Below are 18,930 nucleotides of genomic sequence, written 5' to 3'. Positions count from 1 at the left end.
TCGCAAGACACGCTATCGTGGGCTGGCAAAGAACACCACGCAGCTGTTTGCCCTGTTTGCGTTTGCAAATCTGGTGCTGGCTGGACGAACCTTCGGAAGCGCTCGCGCCAGAACTCCGTCTTGAGCGGAGAAAAACTCGCAGGGATACCTCAAAAATCGTCTCGCGACGCCGTGCTGGGGCAAAAATACTCGCTTCGCTGCTCGTCAAGCCAGCGTCGACAGCACAGCTCCGGCCACGAGAAAAATATCGATTAAATCAGCGCTTCCCTAGTGATGAAAACGATCCTGAAAGCAGCAGTGAGCGCAGCGATCCTCGCGTGTGCATCGCCGGCGTTTGCCAATCTGGTGTACGTCGCCGGTCCCCAGGGGACCGGTACCGGCCTTGGCAATGTGTCAACCGTGGTGACGGTGCAGAACAATGGGCCGCAAAACAACATCGAGTCGGGTTGCGTGACCCACAATGCCGGCGGCGACCCGGGATCACCGGCCCAGACTTGCGATCTGGGCCTGGCGGGCGGCGACAACCAGGCCATCAACAATACGTATTTCCTCGACGATATCGAGGGTCTCCAGAACGCCGGCCAGCTCGGCTTTGTCGTGAACATCAGCGAAGGCGCGCCCGGCAATACGGCAACCCTGACCGACCTGTATCTCAGCCTGTTCAATACGCTGAGCAACACGCGGACCTTCTTCTCGTACATAGGGCCTGACCTGGTCCTCGGCGACCGCGGCGGCATCGGCCAGTCGGGCGCGCACCGCTTCGTCCTGGACGACGCCCAGGCCGCGGCAGCCATCGAGTTCTGCCCGGTCCTGTCGCAATGCGTGGTCGGTGGCGGCATCCAGTTCGCCGCGAACACGACCCAGTCGGCGCCGGAGACCGTGTACGTGGGCGCATTCGAACGTGATGGCGAAGTGCCGGAGCCGGGCTCGATCGCGCTGCTTGGCGCCGGCGTGATGGCGTTCGGCGCGCTGCGCCGCCGCCACACTGCAAAGAAGTCCTAAGCTGACCGGGCGGCCACCGTCAGGCGGCCGCCTCCAGCGCCACCATCGCCACCCCCGGCAACCTGCATTCCCCGATCGCGCGGATGATCGCATCGATCGCGGCGCGCCGCGTAAAGCTCTTGCGCCAGGCGATGACCACGCGGCGCGACGGCGCCGGCGCCGAGAACGGCACATAGGTCAGCAGGCCGTTCGGATCCTTCATGTCGGCCACCGAGGCGCGCGGCAGCACCGTCAGGCCGATGCCGCTGGCGACCATGTGGCGGATCGTTTCCAGCGACGAACCTTCGAAGGTACGCTGCATCCCATTGCCCGGCGCCGAGAAGCGCGCCATTTCCGGACACACTTCCAGCACCTGGTCGCGGAAGCAGTGGCCCGCGCCCAGCAGCAGCATGGTTTCGCTCTTCAGGTCCTCGGCCGAGATCTCCTTGCGGCTGGCCCATGGATGGTGCCTGGGCGTCGCGACGATGAAGGGTTCGTCGTACAGCGGCTGGATCGACATGCCGTGGTCCGGCAGCGGCAGCGCCATGATGGCGGCGTCGAGCTCGCCCTGGCGCAGCAGTTCCAGCAGCTTGTGCGTGTAGTTCTCCTGCAGCACCAGCGGCATCTGCGGCACGGTGTCGATCAGGTTCTTCACCAGTGGCGGCAGCAGGTAGGGCCCGATCGTGTAGATCACCCCGAGGCGCAGCGGCCCGGCCAGCGGGTCCTTGTTCTGCTTGGCCAGTTCCTTGATCGCGGCGGTCTGTTCCAGCACGCGCTCGGCCTGCGCCACGATCTGGGCGCCCAGCGGCGTCACCGAGACTTCGGAGCCGCCGCGCTCGAACAGGGTGACCCCCAGCTCGTCCTCGAGCTTCTTGATGGCGACCGACAGGGTAGGTTGGGCCACGAAACAGGCTTCGGCGGCATGGCCGAAGTGCCTGGCGCGCGCGACGGCGACGATGTATTTCAGCTCTGTCAGGGTCATAGGTCGTCTCTGGGTAGGCGCGCATGGCGCCAGTCCCGACGGAGGGGGGCGGCCAGCCAGCCATGAAATATTATTTTAACGGGAATCATAGTCTATATAATTGCCGGGCAGGCCGATTTTGCCTGCTCTTCACTGAAAGGCCCGCATGTCCTCGACGTTCGGCCCGGCGGAAGCCCAGGCCTACATCCACAAACTGTTGACCGTCATGCATCATCAGGGCGGTTCCGACCTCTTCATTTCGGCAGACTTTCCTCCTAGCATGAAACACCAGGGGGCCATGAAACCGCTCAGCCAGCAGCGCCTGAGCGGCGAAGTGACGCGCGCCCTGGCCATGTCCTTGATGAACGAGCGCCAGCGCGCCGAGTTCGAAGCCGAGATGGAGTGCAATTTTGCGATTTCGCTGCCGGGCGTGTGCCGCTTCCGCGTCAACGTGTTCGTGCAGCAGCAGAGCGTGAGCATGGTGGTGCGCACGATCGCGTCCGAGATCCCGAACTTCGAGAAGCTCGACCTGCCGGAAGTCCTGAAGGACGTGGTCATGACCAAGCGCGGGCTGGTGCTGGTCGTCGGCGGCACGGGGTCGGGCAAGTCGACCACGCTGGCGGCCATGATCGACTACCGCAACAGCCATTCGGCCGGCCACATCATCACGGTCGAGGATCCGGTCGAGTACGTCCACAAGAACAAGAACTGCCTGATCACGCACCGCGAGGTCGGCGTCGACACCCTGTCGTGGCACAACGCGCTGAAGAACACCCTGCGCCAGGCGCCGGACGTGATCCTGATCGGCGAGATCCGCGACACCGAAACCATGGAGCACGCGATCGCGTTCGCCGAGACCGGCCACCTGTGCCTGGGCACCCTGCACGCGAACAACGCGAACCAGACGATGGACCGGATCATCAACTTCTTCCCGGAAGAACGGCGCAACCAGCTGCTGATGGACCTGTCCTCGAACCTGCGCGCGATCGTCTCGCAGCGCCTGGTGCGCACCGAGGACGGCAAGGGCCGCAAGGCGGCCATCGAGATCCTGCTGAACACGCCGACCATCGGCGAGATGATCCTGAAAGGGAATTTCCAGAGCATCAAGGAGATCATGCACAAGTCGCGCGAGCTCGGCATGTGCACCTTCGACCAGGCCCTGTTCGAGCTGTACAACCGGGGCTTCATCAGCTACGACGAGGCGATCCGCAATGCCGACTCGGCCAACGGCCTGCGCCTGCAGATCAAGCTCTCGGGCGACCGCAAGGGCCCTGGCGATGGCGGCGGCGTGAAGGCCAGCGAGCTGTCGATGGCGATCGAGGAAGAAGCCGACGAAGAAGCACCCAAGCAGTAAACGATCAAACGATTAAAAGAACCATGCCTGCATTCGAAAACAAGATCTGCACGCGCGCCGACCTCCAGGCGCGCATCGGGGCACTGCCCAAGCCGGTGGTGCTGACCAACGGGGTGTTCGACATCCTGCACCGCGGCCACGTGACCTATCTCGCGCAGGCGCGCGAGCTGGGCGCCTCGCTGGTGGTGGCGGTGAATACCGACGCCTCCGTCAAGCGCCTGGGCAAGGGCGACGACCGCCCGCACAATACGCTGGCCGACCGCATGGCGGTGCTGGCGGCGCTGGAAGCGGTGAGCCTGGTGGTGGACTTCGAGGAAGACACGGCACTGGAAGTGGTGCAGGAAGCGCGCCCGGAGATCTATGCCAAGGGCGGCGACTACGACATGAAGGCCATCCCCGAAGGGCAGGCGGTGCTGGCCTACGGCGGCCGCGCGGTCGCGATCGACTTCGAGCACGACCGCTCGACGACGAAACTGGTGGCCAGGATCCGCGGCTGATACGCCGCGGCTGCCGTCTCAGGCGCCCGTGCTGCGCGCCCGGGCCCGCTGGCGCCGCATGCTCCAGGTGAGCGCGAGCAGGCCGGCGCCGAACATCGCCCAGGTGGCCGGCTCCGGCACCTGCGAGATCATGGTCAGGTGGGTATCGCTGGTCCAGTACAGGTGGCGCTCGGCGGTGCCGCCCGGGTTGTAGTCGTAGGCGTAGTGCATGTCGCCGACGGTGATCAGCTTGCCGCCGCCGACCCAGCCTTCGGGATCGCTGCCATAGCTGCCGACGCTGAAGGACAGGCCTGCATCCGTCGAGAACGAAAAGGCGGTGGCGCCGCACTGGTACCAGGCATTGCTGCCGGCCGCACAGGCCACGTAGTCCATTTCCCCGATCACCAGGGCCAGGAGTTCGTCTTTTTCGAGCAGGCCGTCGCGATCCAGGTCGTTCCCCTTGAACGAACCGGTGATGGCTTCGCCGGTCAGGAAGACATCGGCTTCCTTGTCGTAGAAACCGCTGAAGGAAAAGCCCCAGGAAATGGGATCGGCGTGGGCGGCAGCGCAGCCGAGGAGGAGGGCGCCGGCGGTGAAAAGCTTCTTCATGAATACCTCGAATAATGCAGGGGGCGCCTGGGTGGAACGTAAAATGTCACGTCCGCATGCTTGACATGTGATGATGTGGCTAGGGTACTCTTCTTTGCCGCAACTGTCGTGTTCTGTTGCTGTCGATGTCGCCCTGTTGCCACAAGGCCTCGAAGGTTCTGGGCGGAGGATGTGGCCGCGCTTCCAGGCGCGGTGACGGTGTCAAGTCCCGAACTTGCCGGGAAGAGCGAGCACGATGATTGTGAGGTGCGGGCCAACATAGGGGAAAAGGAACCATTTCCTGGAAAGCCTGATTTTTGCCAGGTAAGCCAATCCGGTCGCCATCAAGAAGCTGGGGATGGAACATGAAGAAAATCGCTACGGCCTTGAGAAGTGATTTTGCATTCATCCGAGCCCTTGGCGATAGATGAGTCTGGCCGGTTCCCGTCTTCTGCGCGCGCCTTCCACGCTCGGGCTTGCATGGTAAAAATGACCGATTCCTTCGCCACCTTCGTCGGACTTGTACATTTGCCTGGCAAGCGTCCACGAACTCAAGGAGCGTCGAGCTTGAGACATGTCGGCGAGTCCAGCGCCGCCCCAATACACCGTGCCGCGCGGCTTGTTGACTTTGATTTTTACCGGCGCAGTATCGGATTTCAGGGTTAGGGAGCGGTGGCCGCGACAACTGAATGCGACATCATCCGTCCGCTCCCTCGTAGCCCTCCGGCATGATCTCGATATGCACCTCGGCGGGATCATCCGATGTCGGTTTCCCGGTGCGTCCGTCCGCATCGGTTTTCCCTTCGACGACCTCGCCATTGCAGCCCATGCGGTCATGGCGAACGGGGAGCGATTCCCCGGTATGTTCATCGACCAGGACGAAGTGCCGGTCATGGCCTTCGTTCATTCGGCCACTCCAGGCGCCGTCTCCGTCCTGCACAAAGCGCACGGGGATGGCTTCCCGCTTCCCGTTGCCGACGCCGTCCACATCGTTGAGGGTGGAGGCCAGCGGGCACCCGGCGCTGGTCGCCATGCCGTGCAGGACCTGGCAGCGACGATTGGCGAGCGTGGCGTGGAGGTAGCCCTCGGCGATCACGCAGTTCTTGCGGCACGCCATGCGCGCGCCCTGGTAGGCGAAGGCGCGTCCATGGCTCGAGCGGGTCGGGTCGCCCTCGGCGACCACGCCACCGCATGCGGCCTGGTCGCCCTGGCGGATCCATCCAATGATATCCATGCGCTCTCTTTTCGGGATGTCGAAGATGGAGCCAATGTAGCGGGCGATGGCTGCCCCGGCTTGAGTCAGCCCAACGAAACAGGAGGGGTGTTACCCGTTGCCGGATCCGTTTAAGCCAAGGTCAATGCGGCGCGTAATAGGCGTCCCACAACTTGTTGCGGAATGTATTCGACGGATCGGCCCGGCGCTTGATCGCGAAGAAGCGCGCGGACCCCATCCTCAGGTTCCGCCCGCGTAGCCGTTCTGGCGCCAGGCTTCGTAGACGACGACCGCCACCGTGTTCGACAGGTTCAGGCTGCGGTTGTCCGGCCGCATCGGCAGGCGGATGCGCTGGGCCGGCGGGAAGGTCTCGCGCAGGGCGGGATCGAGGCCGCGCGATTCGGCGCCGAACACGAACACGTCGCCCGGCTGGAACCTGGCTTCGGCGAAGGGCGAGGAGCCGTGGGTGGTGAGCGCGAACATGCGCGCCGGGTCCGGCTTCGCATCGGCCAGGAAGGCTGCCCAATCCTTGTGCACCTTCATGGTCGCGTAATCGTGGTAATCCAGGCCGGCGCGCCGCATCTTGGCGTCGTCCAGCGGGAAGCCGAGCGGCTCGATCAGGTGCAGCTGCACGCCGGTGTTGGCGCACAGGCGGATCACGTTGCCGGTATTCGGCGGGATTTCTGGTTCGACCAGTACGACGTGGAACAACGCATTCTCCTATCTGTTTAACTTTCATGCATGGGGCGGCGTACGCGCGAACACGATATTGGTCACGCGCGCCGCGCCTGCCTTCTTGAACACGGCGGCCAGCGCGTCCAGGGTGTGGCCGCTCGTCATGACGTCGTCGACCACGCCCACATGGCGCCCGCGCACCCGTTCGCACGCGCCGGGCGCCAGCGCGAAGGCGCCGCGTACATTGTTCCTGCGCGCGCCCGGTGCGATACCGGACTGCGCCTGCGTTTCCAGCACCCGCAGCGCCAGCCGCGGCGCCAGCGCGATCCCGAGCACGGCGCCCAGGGGGCGCGCCACTTCGAGCGCCTGGTTGTAGCCGCGTTCGGCGAGCCGCCGCGCGCCCAGCGGCACCGGGCACAGCAGCTCAGGGAGCGCCAGCCCCGGCGCGCCCAGCGCGCTGTCGCGCAGCACGCGCGCCATCCAGGGCGCCAGCGCCAGGCGGGCGCCGAACTTCAGCTGCAGCACCAGGCCGTCGAGCGGGGCGGCATAGTCGCAGGCGGCCACGGTCGCATCGAAGGCGGGCGGCGCCGCCAGGCAGGCGCCGCAGCGCCGGCCGGCGTCGAGCGGCCCCACGGGGTTGGCGCAGCACGGGCAGCGCGGCCGCGCGCCCACGTAGGCGCGTTCGCAGCCGGCGCAGACGGCATCCGTCCCCGCCGCACCGCACAGCGCGCACGCGGACGGCAGCAGCGCCCGCAGCAGGGCGCGCGGCCAGCTTCGCCATCGGTGCGGGCATGCAGGCATCGGCTCGGATTCCTACAAACGAGTACACTCCCGCATTATCTCATTTGTACGCATCCCTTCCATGGCTTCTCCTCAATCCCCATCCAATATGAACGGCATGAGCGCCCCGATCGACCTGGCGCGCGTGCGCGCATTGTTCGCGCGCCCGGAACGCATCGCGCCCTCGGATTTCCTGCGCCGCGAGATCGCCCAGCGCATGCACGAGCGCCTGTCGCTGGTGAAGATTGCACCGAAGCAGGTGCTCGACGCGGGCTGCGGCGCGGGCGCCGACCTGGCGCTGCTGCAGAAGACCTATCCGGCGGCCCAGATCCTGGGCCTGGACGGCGGCGAGGCGATGGCGCGCGCCGCCAGGGCGCCGGCGCCGGCCACCCGCTCGCTGAACCAGATGCTCAGCCGTTTCCTGCCGGCCAAGGCCGGTGTCGACATCCTCTGCGGCGACTTCGGCAGCCTGCCGTTCGGACCGAACTCGCTCGACCTGCTGTGGTCGAACCTGGCGCTGCCCTGGCATCCGCAGCCCGACGCCGTGTTCGCCGAATGGCGGCGCGTGCTGCGGGTCGACGGCCTGCTGATGTTCTCCAGCTTCGGCCCCGACACCTTCCAGGAAGTGCGCGACGCCTTCGCCGTGCTGGATCCCGTTCCGCATACCTTGCCCTTCGTCGACATGCACGATTTCGGCGACCAGCTGGTCGAGGCGGGCTTCTCGACGCCGGTCATGGACATGGAGCGCATCACCGTCACCTACGACACCCCGCAGGCCCTGCTGGCCGACGTGCGCGCCCTCGGCGGCAATCCGCTCGACACCCGCCGCCGCGGCCTGATCGGGCGCGCCGCCTGGCGGCGCGTGCTCGCCGCCTTCGAGGCGCAGCGCCGTCCGGACGGCAAACTGGGCCTGAGCTTCGAGGTCATCTACGGCCACGCTTTCCGCCCGGCCCCGCGCGTGACGGCCTCCGGCGAGGCGATCATCCGCTTCCAGCCGCCCAAGCCGCGCTGACCCGGCGCGCATGCAGAGTCTGTCCATAGCCCAATTTTTCTTGAATAAATATTAGCGTCCGATATAATCAATTGCTAATTTTTTGTTCCAGATCAGAAAGCTGCTGAAAAAAGTGGCAGGACTGGACGGGAGTTAGAACTGAATTGCAGCATCCGCAGAGTCGCCCGGCCCTGGCAGCATCACGCTGACATGGCTGGGCGAGATGGTTTCCACCATTCCGCAGCGCAATTTTGCGGGACGACCCGGCAGCCCTCTGCGAACGACGTTCGGAGGGGCGGCGGTTTGTTCGCGGGATTGCCGACCCTGTAAAAATATTCTTATTTTTGGGTGGTTGGGGACATACATGACTTATGCAATGCGACTTGGGGCCATGCTGTTCGGCCTTGCAGTAACTGCCGGCATTCCTGCGTGGGCGGCACCGGACGTCACGGGCCGGCCGGTGGAACACCAGCTGAACATGCAGACCCCCGTGACCGGCGTCGGCGCCGATATCTATTCCCTGCACAACTGGATGATGATCGTCTGCCTGGTCATCTTCATCGGCGTGTTCGGCGTCATGTTCTATTCGGTGTTCAAGCACCGCAAGTCGCTCGGCCACAAGCCCGCCACCTTCCATGAATCCACCGCCGTCGAGATCGCCTGGACCATCGTCCCCTTCCTGATCGTCATCGGCATGGCGCTGCCGGCCACCAAGACCGTGGTCGCGCTGAAGGACACCACGAACGCCGACGTCACGATCAAGGCCACCGGCATGCAGTGGAAATGGGGCTACGACTACCTGAAGGGCGAGGGGGAGGGCATTTCCTTCCTGTCGAACCTGTCGACCCCGCGCGCCCAGGTCGGCGCGCCGGGCGAACCGGCAACCGAGCAGCGCGGCGAAAACTACCTGCTCGAAGTCGACAATGAAATGGTGGTCCCGGTCGGCAAGAAGATCCGCATGGTGTTCACCGCCAACGACGTGATCCACGCCTGGACCATTCCGGCCTTCGCCATCAAGCAGGACGCGATCCCGGGCTTCGTGCGCGACGGCTGGTTCAAGGCCGAGAAGGTCGGCGTCTACCGCGGCAACTGCGTCGAACTGTGCGGCAAGGACCACGCCTTCATGCCGATCGTGGTGCGCGTGGTGTCGGCCGAGGAGTACACTGCCTGGGTCGATGGCAAGAAGAAGGAGATGGCGGCCCTGGCCGACGACCCGAACAAGGTCTGGACCATCGACGAGCTCAAGACCCGTGGCGAGCAGGTCTACAACACCAACTGCGTGGCCTGCCACCAGGCCAACGGCAAGGGCATACCGAACGCCTTCGCGCCGCTGGACGGCTCCGCCCTCGTGAACGGCCCCAAGCATCCGCAGATCGAAGTCCTGTTGAACGGCCAGCAAAGCGGCAAGTATCCGTCGGCCATGCCGGCCTGGAAGCAGCTGTCCGATACCGAGATCGCCGCCGTGATCACCTATACCCGCAACAACTGGTCGAACAAGGCCGCGGAAAACATCGTTCAACCGGCCGAGGTTCTGGCTGCACGCAAGTAAGTTAGCTTCAGGGATATTGAAATGACTACCAGCACTCTCGATCACGCCGACGACCACGGCCACGACCACGCGCACGACCATCCGCACGGCTTCCGCCGCTGGCTGTTCGCCACCAACCACAAGGATATCGGCACCCTGTACCTGTGGTTCTCCTTCATCATGCTGCTCTCGGGCGGCGTGCTGGCGCTGATGATCCGCACCGAGCTGTTCGAACCGGGCCTGCAGTTCTTCCGTCCGGAGTTCTTCAACCAGCTGACCACGATGCACGGCCTGGTGATGGTGTTCGGCGCGATCATGCCGGCCTTCGTGGGCTTCGCCAACTGGATGATCCCGCTGCAGGTGGGCGCCTCGGACATGGCCTTCGCGCGCATGAACAACTTCTCGTTCTGGCTGCTGCCGCCGGCCGCGATCCTGCTGGCCGGTTCCTTCCTGGTCCCGGGCGGCGCCACCGCCGCCGGCTGGACCCTGTATGCGCCGCTGTCGACCCAGATGGGCATCGGCATGGACATGGCGATCTTCGCGATGCACATCATGGGCGCCTCGTCGATCATGGGTTCGATCAACATCATCGTCACCATCCTGAACATGCGCGCGCCGGGCATGACCCTGATGAAGATGCCGATGTTCTGCTGGACCTGGCTGATCACCGCCTACCTGCTGATCGCCGTGATGCCGGTGCTGGCGGGCGCGATCACCATGACCCTGACCGACCGCCACTTCGGCACCTCGTTCTTCAATGCCGCCGGCGGCGGCGACCCGGTGATGTACCAGCACATCTTCTGGTTCTTCGGCCACCCCGAGGTCTACATCATGATCCTGCCGGCCTTCGGCATCGTGTCGCAGATCATCCCGGCCTTCGCCCGCAAGCCGCTGTTCGGCTACGCCTCGATGGTCTACGCGACCGCCTCGATCGCGATCCTGTCCTTCGTCGTCTGGGCCCACCACATGTTCACCACCGGCATGCCGGTGACTTCCCAGCTGTTCTTCATGTACGCCACCATGCTGATCTCGGTGCCGACCGGCGTGAAGGTGTTCAACTGGGTCGCCACGATGTGGAAGGGCTCGATGACGTTCGAGACCCCGATGCTGTTCGCGGTCGGCTTCATCTTCGTGTTCACGATGGGCGGCTTCACCGGCCTGATCCTGGCCGTGACCCCGATCGACATCGTGGTGCACGACACCTACTACGTGGTGGCGCACTTCCACTACGTGCTGGTGGCGGGCTCGCTGTTCGCGCTGTTCGCCGGCTTCTACTACTGGGCGCCGAAGTGGACCGGCCACATGTATCCGGAAGGCCGCGGCAAGATCCACTTCTGGCTGTCGCTGATCACCTTCAACATCACCTTCTTCCCGATGCACTTCCTGGGCCTGGCCGGCATGCCGCGCCGCTACGCCGACTACGCGACCCAGTTCACCGACTTCAACATGATCGTGTCGATCGGCGCCTTCGGTTTCGGCCTGAGCCAGGTGTACTTCCTGCTCGCCGTGGTGCTGCCGACCATCCGCGGCGGCGAGAAGGCCGCGGCCAAGCCGTGGGACGGCGCGGAAGGCCTGGAGTGGACCGTGCCGAGCCCGGCGCCGTTCCACACCTTCGAAACCCCGCCGCTGGTGAAGTAAATGAGCGCCATGAACGCCGCGCCGCGCAAGCCGAACAACCTGAAGACCGCCCTGATCCTGGGCGGGGTCGCGCTGTTCTTCTTCGTGAGCGTGTTCGTCAAGTTCACCTGGCTGAGCTGAGATGGAAGCCGGCAAGAAGCTGCTGCGCCTGAACCGCACCATGCTGGGCAAGCTGGTGCTGGTGGCGATCATGATGTTCGGCTTCGGGTATGCGCTGGTGCCGGTGTACCGCCAGATCTGCGAGGTACTCGGCATTAACGTGCTGACCCAGAAGGATGGCATGGTCGCGGCGCCGACCAATACCCAGGTCGATAGGTCGCGCACCATCGTCATCGAACTGGACGGCAATGCCCAGGGGCCGTGGCGCTTCCGGCCGACCCAGCGCAGCATCGAGGTGCATCCGGGCGAGCTGGCCACGGTCATGTACGAAGTGGTCAACACCCAGGCGAGGGCGGTCAAGGCGCAGGCGATTCCCAGCTATGCGCCGCAGTCGGCCACGCCGCACTTCAAGAAGGTCGAGTGCTTCTGCTTCCAGGAACAGACCCTGAAGGCCAACGAGGCGCGCCAGATGCCGGTGGTGTTCTTCATCGATCCGGAGCTGCCGCGCGAAGTGAAGAGCATCACCCTGTCGTACACCTTCTTCGAGATCGGCGGCGCCGTCGCCGCCAACTAGGAGGCAGCATGGAAGAGAGCAAGCCGCACCGGCGCAAGGGCAGCTTCCTGGCGACGATGAAGGCGGTGTTCTGGTCGTTCTTCGGGGTGCGCAAGCGCCGCGACTACGAGCAGGATGCCGCCAACCTGAACCCGGTCCACGTGATCATCGCGGGATTGATCGGGGTTGCCTTGTTCATCGGCGTGCTGATGCTGGCGGTGCGCTTCGCGGTATCGCAATAGAAAAGACACCCAACAATTCGAAAATAGAGTTTGATTGAGGAGATAAAGATGAGTTCGCCACATACCGCGCCTTCGCACACCGCGCCTTACTACTTCGTGCCGGGACCATCGCGCTGGCCCATGTTGGGGGGCATCTCGATGCTCACGACCATGGCCGGCGCTTCCGGCTGGGTCAACGGCATGAGCTGGGGGCCGGCGGTCTGCCTGGCCGGCATCGCCGCCATGCTGGCCGTGCTGTATTTCTGGTTCGGCGACGCGATCGGCGAGTCCGAATCGGGGCTGTACAGCAAGCGCATCGACTCGTCCTTCCGCTGGTCGATGAGCTGGTTCATCTTCTCCGAAGTGATGTTCTTCGGCGCCTTCTTCGGCGCGCTGTTCTATGCGCGCGCGGTGACGATGCCGTGGCTGGGCGACCTCGACCACAAGGTGCTGTGGCCGGACTTCGCCCCGCAGTGGGGCAATACCGGCCCGGCCGGCGTGGTGGACGGCTTCCAGACCATGGGCCCGTTCCCTATCCCGACCATCAACACCGCGCTGCTGCTGACCTCGGGCGTGACCCTGACCATCGCCCACCACGCGCTGCGCGCCGGCCACCGTGCGAAAACCGCGATCTGGCTGTTCGCCACCATCCTGCTGGGCGCGGTCTTCATGGGCTTCCAGGTCTATGAATACATGCACGCCTACCAGGAACTGAACCTGAAGCTGACCTCGGGCATCTACGGCTCGACCTTCTTCATGCTGACCGGCTTCCACGGCTTCCACGTGACCATGGGTGCGATCATGCTGTCGGTGATCCTGTACCGCGTGCTGCGCGGGCACTTCACGCCGGAGAATCACTTCGGCTTCGAAGGCGCGGCCTGGTACTGGCACTTCGTCGACGTGGTCTGGCTCGGCCTGTACGTGGTCGTCTACTGGCTGTAAGCGGGAAGGCGCTGCGCGTCACATTGTGGAACAATCGTAGGGTGGGCGGATTCTCCGCCCACGCGTTCAACCGGCAGGCGAGCGGCTTGCCGGCAATCCTTGAACGCGTGGGCGGGAGACCCGCCCACCCTGCATTTTTGCGGGATCAGCGCAACCCGGTCGGCGCGATCCAGCCCATCTTGTAGGCGGCGAGCAGGCACAGGAACAGGGCGATCGACAGGCCCACCCGCATCGCCAGCGCATGCACGGTGCGATTGCTGCGGCCCTTGTCGCGCATCAGGAAGAACAGGGCCGAACCCAGGCTCGCGAGGATCAGGATGAAGGCGATGGCAACGAAGAGTTTCATGGTCGGGCCGGGAAAGGATGAGGCATCATTGTAATGCGGTTCGCGTTCCGTTTTCGGCTGATTCCCGCCATCGCCGCACTGCTCCTGGCCGTACTGGGCATCGTCCTCGGCAACTGGCAGCAGGGCAGGGCGGAGCAGAAGTCCGCCCTGCAGGCGCGCCAGGCCGCGCGCGCCGCCGAGCCGCCGCTGGCGCTCGGTCCCGACCTGGCCGCCGCCGCGCCGCTCGAATACCGCAGGGTGAAGGTCAGCGGGCAGTTCGTCGCCGGCTGGCCGCTGTTCCTCGCCAACCGGCCGCTGAAGGGGCAGGCCGGGTTGTATCTCGTGATGCCGTTTAAAATAGCGGGTTCGGACACCCACGTCCTGGTGCTGCGCGGCTGGCTGCCGCGCCAGGCGGAGTACGGCAAGCTGCCCGCGTTCGCGACCCCGGGCGGCGCCGTCACGCTGGAAGGCGTGGTGGTGGCGTCGGCCGGGCAGGTGATGGAGCTGGGGACGCAGGCGCCATTGGCGCCGGGCGCCATCGTGCAGAACCTGGAGCCGGGCGCGGTGGCGCGCGCCAGCTCCCTGGCGCTGCAGCCGTTCTTCGTCCAGCAGACCGTGCCCGCGGGTCCGGGCGACGACCTGGCGCGCGACTGGCCCCTGCCGTCCGCCGGGATCGACAAGCATCGCGGCTATGCCTTCCAGTGGTATGCGCTGGCGGCCATGGCCATCCTCTTTTTTGTGATTACGGGATTTCGAAGTGGTTCAAGACAACGCAATTAATTCGAACAGGATCAGCCCGGACAAGGCGCGCCGGCGCGGCCGCTGGAAGCTGTTCGCGGTGCTGCTGGTGTGCGCGGCGCCGCTGATCGCCTCCTACCTTGCCTATTACGTCATCAAGCCGGAAGGCCGCACCAACTACGGCGCCCTGATCGACCCGCGCGCCCATCCGATCCCTCTGCTTTCCAGCACCACGCTCGACGGCCGGCCGCGCACGCTGGAGCAGCTGTCCGGCAAATGGATCATGCTGAAGGTCGGCGGCGGCGAATGCCTGGACGCCTGCCAGAAGCAGCTGCACGCCATGCGCCAGTGGCGCCTGATGCAGGGCAAGAACATGGACCGCATCGAGCGCGTCTGGCTGGTGACCGACGACCAGCCGCTCGACACCATGACGATCCGCCAATACGACGGCATGGAGATGCTGCGCGCGCCGGCCGGCGCGGTCGCGGCATGGCTGCCGGCCGAGGCCGGCAGCAGCGCCGCCGACCATATCTACCTGATCGACCCGCTCGGCAACCTGATGATGCGCTTCGCGAAGGAACCGGAGGAACCGAAGGCGGCTGAGACCCATCGGCGCCGGGTGTACCAGGACATTGCCAAACTGCTCAAGGCCTCGGCGATCGGATAAACGCATGGAAGCTTCTTCGTTGCTGCAGCTGGGCCTGATGGGCCTGCTGGTCGCCAGCCTGCCGCTGTGCATGGTGTGGATGTCCTCGGACGCCAACAAGTACCGCAAGCTGGTCTGGATCGCGGTATTCCTGACCTTCGACCTGATCGTGTTCGGCGGCTTCACGCGCCTGACCGATTCCGGCCTGGGCTGCCCGGACTGGCCGGGCTGCTACGGCATGGCCAATCCCTTCCTGGCGCACGAGGAGATCGCCGCGGCCGAAGCCGCGATGCCGACCGGCCCGGTCACCGTGGCCAAGGCCTGGATCGAGATGATCCACCGCTACCTGGCGATGGGCATCGGCGTGATCATCATGGCGCTGCTGTTCACCGCCGTGATGCAGTGGCGGCGCACCCGCGCGAAAGCCTTCGCGCCGGGCATGCCGCTGGCGCTGTTCCTGTTCGTGTGCGTGCAGGGCGCGTTCGGCGCCTGGACCGTGACCTTGAAGCTGCAGCCGGTGATCGTGACCATCCACCTGCTGCTGGGCATGGCGCTGCTGGCGATGCTGACCTGGCTGGGCGGACGCGAAGACTTCCTGATGAAGCCGCCCGCGCCGCCGCGCGACCCGGCTGCGCTGCGCAGCCTGCGCACCCTGGCGCTGCTGGCCGCCGTGGTACTGGCCGTGCAGATCGCGCTGGGCGGGTGGGTAAGCACTAACTATGCGACCCTGGCCTGCGACGAATTCCCGCTGTGCGACGGCCAGGTGGTGCCGCCGATGGACTTCGAGCATGGCTTCCACCTGTGGCGCGAGCTGGGCAAGACCGCGGCCGGCCATTACCTGCCGTTCTCGGCCCTGGTGGCGATCCACTGGGTGCACCGGATGTCGGCGCTGGTCGTGGTGGCGGTGCTGGGGCTGGCGATATTGCGTGCCTGGCAACATGTCGAGCTGCGCCCGACCGCGCGCCGGCTGGCCCTGGTGCTGCTGGCCCAGCTGTTCACCGGCATCGCCACGGTCTATTTCGACTTCCCGCTGGCGATCGCCGTCCTGCATAACGCCGGAGCGGCCCTGCTAGTGATTCTGGTGACCATGTTAAACTACCGGGTGAAGTTCCAACTCGACGTGGTCCGTGCCCTTCCTGCGCACGATTTTGCCACGCCAGCAAGCACCCACCGATGACGACGCAGACAGCCATCCATAAAGCCCCGAGCCGGTTCTCGCAGTACTGGACCCTGACCAAGCCGCGCGTGACGCAGCTGGCCGTGTTCTGCGCGGTGATCGGCATGTTCCTCGCGACCGACGGTTTCCCGGGGTGGCAGACCCTGATCGCCGGCACCGCCGGGATCTGGCTGCTGGCCGGCGCCGCGTTCGCGGTCAACTGCCTGGTCGAGGCCGAGGTCGACGCGCGCATGGCGCGCACGGCGCGCCGCGCCACCGCCATGGGCGAACTGAGCACCGCCCAGACGGTTGTCTTCTCGGCCACCCTCGGCGGGCTCGGCATGTGGATCCTGTACACCCTGGTCAATCCGCTGACCATGTGGCTGACCCTGGTCACCTTCGTCGGCTACGCCTTCATCTACACCCTCCTGCTTAAGCCGAACACGCCGCAGAACATCGTGATCGGCGGGCTGTCCGGCGCGATGCCGCCGGCGCTGGGCTGGGCGGCGGTCGCCAACGACGTGCCGATGGAAGCCTGGCTGCTGGTCATGATCATCTTCATGTGGACCCCGCCGCACTTCTGGGTGCTGGCGATGTACCGCCGCGACGACTATGCGCGCTCGGGCCTGCCGATGCTGCCGATCACCCACGGCATGAAGTTCACCGGCCTGCAGGTCTGGCTGTACACGGTGGCGCTGGCGGCGACCACCCTGCTGCCGTTCGCGGTCGGCATGAGCGGCCTGATCTACCTGGCGGCGGCGGTCGTGCTGAACGCGATCTTCCTGCGCCATTCGTGGCGCGTGCACCGCCACTACAGCGACATGGCGGCGCGCAAGACCTTCACCTGGTCGATCGTCTACCTCTCGCTGCTGTTCGCGGCGCTGCTGGTCGATCATTACTTCAAGTTCTGACATGAAAAAACTGCTTACCGCCGGCGTCCTCGCGCTGGCCGTCCTCGGGGCCGGCTGCGACAAGCTGGGTTCCAGGCCGCTGGCCTTCAACAACACCGACGTGACCGGCCTCGATTACGCCAAGGGCTTCGCGCTGGTGGACCACACCGGCAAGCCGCGCACCCTGCAGGATTTCCGCGGCAAGGTGGTGGTGCTGTTCTTCGGCTATACCCAGTGCCCGGACGTGTGCCCGACCACGATGGCCGAAATGGCCACCGTGATGAAGGAGCTCGGCCCGTCGGCGGACGACGTGCAGGTGCTGTTCGTGACCCTCGACCCGGAGCGCGACACCCAGGAACTGCTGTCGCACTACGTGCCGGCCTTCGACAAGCGCTTCATCGGCCTGTACGGCAATGCCGAGGCGACGGCGCGCACGGCCAAGGAATTCAAGGTGTTCTACGCCAAGGTGCCGGGCAACGAGCCGGGCAGCTACACGATGGACCACACCGCCGGCAGCTATGTGTTCGACCGCGACGGCAAGCTGCGCCTGTTCCTGCGCCACGGCCAGGGGCCCGCACCGATCGCCAGCGACCTGCGCCAGCTGCTATGATGGAACAAACACCATCTCAACAGGACGTAATGCCGTTCAGATAAGGACCCGTAGGGTGGGCGGCATGACCGCCCACCGTACATGGCTTGACTGAACGGCATTAGGACAACAGGACGGCATGGAACCAGCCCGAGGCAGGAACTACACCCGAATCGCCATCGTCGTCCTGCTGACGCTTGGCTGTCTCTACGTCCTCAGGCCCTTCCTGCCCGCGATCCTGTTCGCGGCCGCCGTCGTCATCTCCTCCTGGCCGCTGTACCTGCGCCTGCTGGCCCTGATGCGCGGCCAGCGCACCGCCGCGGCGCTGACGATCACGCTCTCCCTGACGCTCCTGATCATCGCTCCGCTGTCGATGGTCGCCTACAACCTGGCCGACGACGTCGCCAAGGGCTTCGAGGAGCTGCGCTACCTGGTCGAACACCGCGAGCTGATGCCGCCGTCCTGGGTCCGCGAGATTCCGCTGGTCGGGACCTCGATCGACAACTACCTGCGCGAGCTGATCGCCAGCCGCGAGCAGATGGTCGGGCTGGCCCAGCGCATGCTGGAGCCGGCGCGCCGCTGGCTGGTGGCAGGCGGCATCATGCTCGGCACCGGCGTGGCGCAAATGAGCCTGGCCGCCTTCGTCAGCTTCTTCCTGTACCGCGACGGCCATTTGCTGCTGGACGTGGTGGCGGTGACCATGCGCAAGGTAATGGGCGAGGGCGCCGAATCGGTGTCGAAGACCGTGAGCCAGACCGTGCGCGGCGTGATGTACGGCCTGCTCGGCACCGCGCTGGCGCAGGCCGTGGTGGCGGCGATCGGCTTCGCGATCGCCGGCGTGCCGGCGGTGCCGCTGCTGTCGACGATGGTGTTCCTGTCTTCCCTGGTGCCGGTCGGCCCGCCCATGATCTGGGGCGGGGCGGCGCTGTGGCTGTTCATGCAGGGCGAGACCGGGTGGGCGATCTTCATGGTGGTGTGGGGAGCGTTCCTGATCAGCGGGGTGGACAACGTGGTGCGGCCGATGCTGATCAGCCGGGGGAGCAGCTTGCCGTTCCTGCTCACCTTGCTGGGCGTGCTGGGCGGGGTGATCGCCTTCGGGTTCGTCGGGATGTTCATCGGGCCGGTGCTGCTGGCGGTGGGGTATTCCCTGATGAGCGAGTGGACCGGGACGAAGGATCCGATCGTCAAGCAGCGGTAGGGTGGGCGGCTTTGCCGCCCACGCGGTGATGGTTGGCAGTTTCGAAACCGCACCGGATGATCTTGCCGCTAACTATCCACGTGTGGGCGGCAAAGCCGCCCACCCTTGTATCTTGATCATATTGGTGGTTAGCTACCGCCAATCGAGGTGAAGACCAGCTTGAGCCCACCCTGAAGGCCCGACCTTGTAACGTAGATCAAGCCCTTCACCTCATTCTCACACCATATCCAACACTGGACGGTAGCCAAGGGCAATGACCCTGCATGCACAAGGAGAGTGAGTGTGATGATCGAGAATACAAGGAGAATTCATGTTTTACCTGGGTGTAGACGTTGCCAAAGCCAAGCTTGATTGCATGCTGCTCGATGGATCGAATGGCAAACTGAAA

At 65.2% G+C, this 18,930-nt stretch carries 22 protein-coding genes and 1 pseudogene; 17 read left to right on the top strand and 6 right to left on the bottom strand.

Going from position 1 to position 18,930, the window contains the following annotated elements; genetic code table 11:
* Positions 1-124 (top strand): annotated as a pseudogene (locus H162_RS34535) (IS5/IS1182 family transposase); the annotation flags it as partial.
* A gap of 173 nt (positions 125-297) precedes the next feature.
* Positions 298-1,002, top strand: a complete 705-nt coding sequence (locus tag H162_RS0127715) for a PEP-CTERM sorting domain-containing protein (protein ID WP_169444592.1) — start codon at positions 298-300, stop codon at positions 1,000-1,002.
* A 19-nt stretch (positions 1,003-1,021) separates the two neighbouring features.
* On the opposite strand, the gene H162_RS0127710 is transcribed toward H162_RS0127715, so the two are convergent.
* Complete coding sequence (locus H162_RS0127710) at positions 1,022-1,963, bottom strand: LysR substrate-binding domain-containing protein (RefSeq protein ID WP_020656741.1); 942 nt, start codon at positions 1,961-1,963, stop codon at positions 1,022-1,024.
* A gap of 145 nt (positions 1,964-2,108) precedes the next feature.
* Between H162_RS0127710 and H162_RS0127705 the strand changes: the two genes are divergently transcribed.
* Together H162_RS0127705 and rfaE2 are read left to right on the top strand one after the other, a co-directional pair.
* Complete coding sequence (locus H162_RS0127705; RefSeq protein WP_020656740.1) at positions 2,109-3,296, top strand: PilT/PilU family type 4a pilus ATPase; 1,188 nt, start codon at positions 2,109-2,111, stop codon at positions 3,294-3,296.
* A gap of 23 nt (positions 3,297-3,319) precedes the next feature.
* A complete protein-coding gene (rfaE2, locus tag H162_RS0127700; RefSeq protein ID WP_020656739.1) occupies positions 3,320-3,793 on the top strand; it encodes a D-glycero-beta-D-manno-heptose 1-phosphate adenylyltransferase in 474 nt (157 codons plus the stop codon).
* Between the two features lie 18 nt (positions 3,794-3,811).
* On the opposite strand, the gene H162_RS0127695 is transcribed toward rfaE2, so the two are convergent.
* From H162_RS0127695 to H162_RS0127675, 4 genes are all read right to left on the bottom strand, one after another.
* Positions 3,812-4,381 (bottom strand): PEP-CTERM sorting domain-containing protein, encoded by a 570-nt coding sequence (locus tag H162_RS0127695; protein ID WP_020656738.1) that lies wholly within the window; start codon positions 4,379-4,381, stop codon positions 3,812-3,814.
* A 676-nt stretch (positions 4,382-5,057) separates the two neighbouring features.
* Entirely contained in the window at positions 5,058-5,594 is a 537-nt protein-coding gene (locus H162_RS33640; protein ID WP_020656737.1) for a PAAR domain-containing protein, read from the bottom strand.
* Positions 5,595-5,813: 219 nt separating this feature from the next.
* Positions 5,814-6,284: a tRNA (uridine(34)/cytosine(34)/5-carboxymethylaminomethyluridine(34)-2'-O)-methyltransferase TrmL gene (trmL, locus tag H162_RS0127680; RefSeq protein WP_020656735.1), complete on the bottom strand. Its 471-nt coding sequence runs from the start codon at positions 6,282-6,284 to the stop codon at positions 5,814-5,816.
* Positions 6,285-6,308: 24 nt separating this feature from the next.
* A complete protein-coding gene (locus tag H162_RS0127675) occupies positions 6,309-7,049 on the bottom strand; it encodes a ComF family protein (protein ID WP_020656734.1) in 741 nt (246 codons plus the stop codon).
* A gap of 97 nt (positions 7,050-7,146) precedes the next feature.
* On the opposite strand from H162_RS0127675, the gene H162_RS0127670 reads away from it, so the two are divergent.
* From H162_RS0127670 to H162_RS0127640, 7 genes are all read left to right on the top strand, one after another.
* Entirely contained in the window at positions 7,147-8,040 is an 894-nt protein-coding gene (locus H162_RS0127670; RefSeq protein WP_020656733.1) for a methyltransferase domain-containing protein, read from the top strand.
* A 343-nt stretch (positions 8,041-8,383) separates the two neighbouring features.
* Positions 8,384-9,568, top strand: a complete 1,185-nt coding sequence (coxB, locus tag H162_RS0127665) for a cytochrome c oxidase subunit II (RefSeq protein ID WP_084677157.1) — start codon at positions 8,384-8,386, stop codon at positions 9,566-9,568.
* A 21-nt stretch (positions 9,569-9,589) separates the two neighbouring features.
* Entirely contained in the window at positions 9,590-11,185 is a 1,596-nt protein-coding gene (ctaD, locus tag H162_RS0127660; protein WP_020656731.1) for a cytochrome c oxidase subunit I, read from the top strand.
* A complete protein-coding gene (locus tag H162_RS35075) occupies positions 11,186-11,305 on the top strand; it encodes a cytochrome oxidase small assembly protein (protein WP_020656730.1) in 120 nt (39 codons plus the stop codon).
* Between the two features lies 1 nt (position 11,306).
* Positions 11,307-11,858, top strand: a complete 552-nt coding sequence (locus H162_RS0127650; protein WP_020656729.1) for a cytochrome c oxidase assembly protein — start codon at positions 11,307-11,309, stop codon at positions 11,856-11,858.
* Between the two features lie 8 nt (positions 11,859-11,866).
* Positions 11,867-12,079: a DUF2970 domain-containing protein gene (locus tag H162_RS0127645; protein WP_020656728.1), complete on the top strand. Its 213-nt coding sequence runs from the start codon at positions 11,867-11,869 to the stop codon at positions 12,077-12,079.
* Positions 12,080-12,127: 48 nt separating this feature from the next.
* A complete protein-coding gene (locus tag H162_RS0127640; protein WP_020656727.1) occupies positions 12,128-13,000 on the top strand; it encodes a cytochrome c oxidase subunit 3 in 873 nt (290 codons plus the stop codon).
* A 145-nt stretch (positions 13,001-13,145) separates the two neighbouring features.
* Here the strand turns inward: H162_RS0127640 and H162_RS0127635 are convergent, their stop codons facing one another.
* On the bottom strand, positions 13,146-13,346 hold the full coding sequence (locus H162_RS0127635) for a twin transmembrane helix small protein (RefSeq protein ID WP_020656726.1): 201 nt from the start codon (positions 13,344-13,346) through the stop codon (positions 13,146-13,148).
* A gap of 33 nt (positions 13,347-13,379) precedes the next feature.
* Here H162_RS0127635 and H162_RS0127630 point away from each other — a divergent pair, with 33 nt between their 5' ends.
* The 6 genes from H162_RS0127630 (at position 13,380) to H162_RS0127605 (ending at position 18,542) form a co-directional block, all read left to right on the top strand.
* Positions 13,380-14,105, top strand: a complete 726-nt coding sequence (locus H162_RS0127630) for an SURF1 family protein (RefSeq protein WP_020656725.1) — start codon at positions 13,380-13,382, stop codon at positions 14,103-14,105.
* A complete protein-coding gene (locus H162_RS0127625) occupies positions 14,083-14,730 on the top strand; it encodes an SCO family protein (RefSeq protein ID WP_229452302.1) in 648 nt (215 codons plus the stop codon). The genes H162_RS0127630 and H162_RS0127625 overlap by 23 nt, the downstream gene beginning before the upstream one ends.
* A 4-nt stretch (positions 14,731-14,734) precedes the next feature.
* Positions 14,735-15,886 carry a COX15/CtaA family protein gene (locus tag H162_RS0127620; RefSeq protein ID WP_040788406.1) on the top strand — a complete coding sequence of 384 codons (1,152 nt, stop codon included), beginning with the start codon at positions 14,735-14,737 and terminating at the stop codon, positions 15,884-15,886.
* On the top strand, positions 15,883-16,776 hold the full coding sequence (cyoE, locus tag H162_RS0127615; RefSeq protein ID WP_020656722.1) for a heme o synthase: 894 nt from the start codon (positions 15,883-15,885) through the stop codon (positions 16,774-16,776). The genes H162_RS0127620 and cyoE overlap by 4 nt, the downstream gene beginning before the upstream one ends.
* A 1-nt stretch (position 16,777) precedes the next feature.
* Positions 16,778-17,365, top strand: coding sequence for an SCO family protein (locus tag H162_RS0127610; protein WP_020656721.1), 588 nt, complete (start codon positions 16,778-16,780; stop codon positions 17,363-17,365).
* Between the two features lie 118 nt (positions 17,366-17,483).
* Complete coding sequence (locus tag H162_RS0127605; RefSeq protein WP_020656720.1) at positions 17,484-18,542, top strand: AI-2E family transporter; 1,059 nt, start codon at positions 17,484-17,486, stop codon at positions 18,540-18,542.
* Positions 18,543-18,930 lie beyond the last annotated feature (388 nt).

This window comes from Massilia niastensis DSM 21313 (assembly GCF_000382345.1).
GTDB lineage: Bacteria > Pseudomonadota > Gammaproteobacteria > Burkholderiales > Burkholderiaceae_D > Telluria > Telluria niastensis.
This window is presented reverse-complemented; position numbering and strand designations above follow the sequence as displayed.

Coding starts and splice junctions, on each gene's coding strand:
- H162_RS0127710 (WP_020656741.1), bottom strand. CDS start 1,963: ATGACCCTGACAGAGCTGAAATACATCGTCGCCGTCGCGCGCGCCAGG.
- H162_RS0127705 (WP_020656740.1), top strand. CDS start 2,109: ATGTCCTCGACGTTCGGCCCGGCGGAAGCCCAGGCCTACATCCACAAA.
- rfaE2 (WP_020656739.1), top strand. CDS start 3,320: ATGCCTGCATTCGAAAACAAGATCTGCACGCGCGCCGACCTCCAGGCG.
- H162_RS0127695 (WP_020656738.1), bottom strand. CDS start 4,381: ATGAAGAAGCTTTTCACCGCCGGCGCCCTCCTCCTCGGCTGCGCTGCC.
- H162_RS33640 (WP_020656737.1), bottom strand. CDS start 5,594: ATGGATATCATTGGATGGATCCGCCAGGGCGACCAGGCCGCATGCGGT.
- H162_RS0127675 (WP_020656734.1), bottom strand. CDS start 7,049: ATGCCTGCATGCCCGCACCGATGGCGAAGCTGGCCGCGCGCCCTGCTG.
- H162_RS0127670 (WP_020656733.1), top strand. CDS start 7,147: ATGAGCGCCCCGATCGACCTGGCGCGCGTGCGCGCATTGTTCGCGCGC.
- coxB (WP_084677157.1), top strand. CDS start 8,384: ATGACTTATGCAATGCGACTTGGGGCCATGCTGTTCGGCCTTGCAGTA.
- ctaD (WP_020656731.1), top strand. CDS start 9,590: ATGACTACCAGCACTCTCGATCACGCCGACGACCACGGCCACGACCAC.
- H162_RS35075 (WP_020656730.1), top strand. CDS start 11,186: ATGAGCGCCATGAACGCCGCGCCGCGCAAGCCGAACAACCTGAAGACC.
- H162_RS0127650 (WP_020656729.1), top strand. CDS start 11,307: ATGGAAGCCGGCAAGAAGCTGCTGCGCCTGAACCGCACCATGCTGGGC.
- H162_RS0127645 (WP_020656728.1), top strand. CDS start 11,867: ATGGAAGAGAGCAAGCCGCACCGGCGCAAGGGCAGCTTCCTGGCGACG.
- H162_RS0127640 (WP_020656727.1), top strand. CDS start 12,128: ATGAGTTCGCCACATACCGCGCCTTCGCACACCGCGCCTTACTACTTC.
- H162_RS0127635 (WP_020656726.1), bottom strand. CDS start 13,346: ATGAAACTCTTCGTTGCCATCGCCTTCATCCTGATCCTCGCGAGCCTG.
- H162_RS0127630 (WP_020656725.1), top strand. CDS start 13,380: ATGCGGTTCGCGTTCCGTTTTCGGCTGATTCCCGCCATCGCCGCACTG.
- H162_RS0127620 (WP_040788406.1), top strand. CDS start 14,735: ATGGAAGCTTCTTCGTTGCTGCAGCTGGGCCTGATGGGCCTGCTGGTC.
- cyoE (WP_020656722.1), top strand. CDS start 15,883: ATGACGACGCAGACAGCCATCCATAAAGCCCCGAGCCGGTTCTCGCAG.
- H162_RS0127610 (WP_020656721.1), top strand. CDS start 16,778: ATGAAAAAACTGCTTACCGCCGGCGTCCTCGCGCTGGCCGTCCTCGGG.
- H162_RS0127605 (WP_020656720.1), top strand. CDS start 17,484: ATGGAACCAGCCCGAGGCAGGAACTACACCCGAATCGCCATCGTCGTC.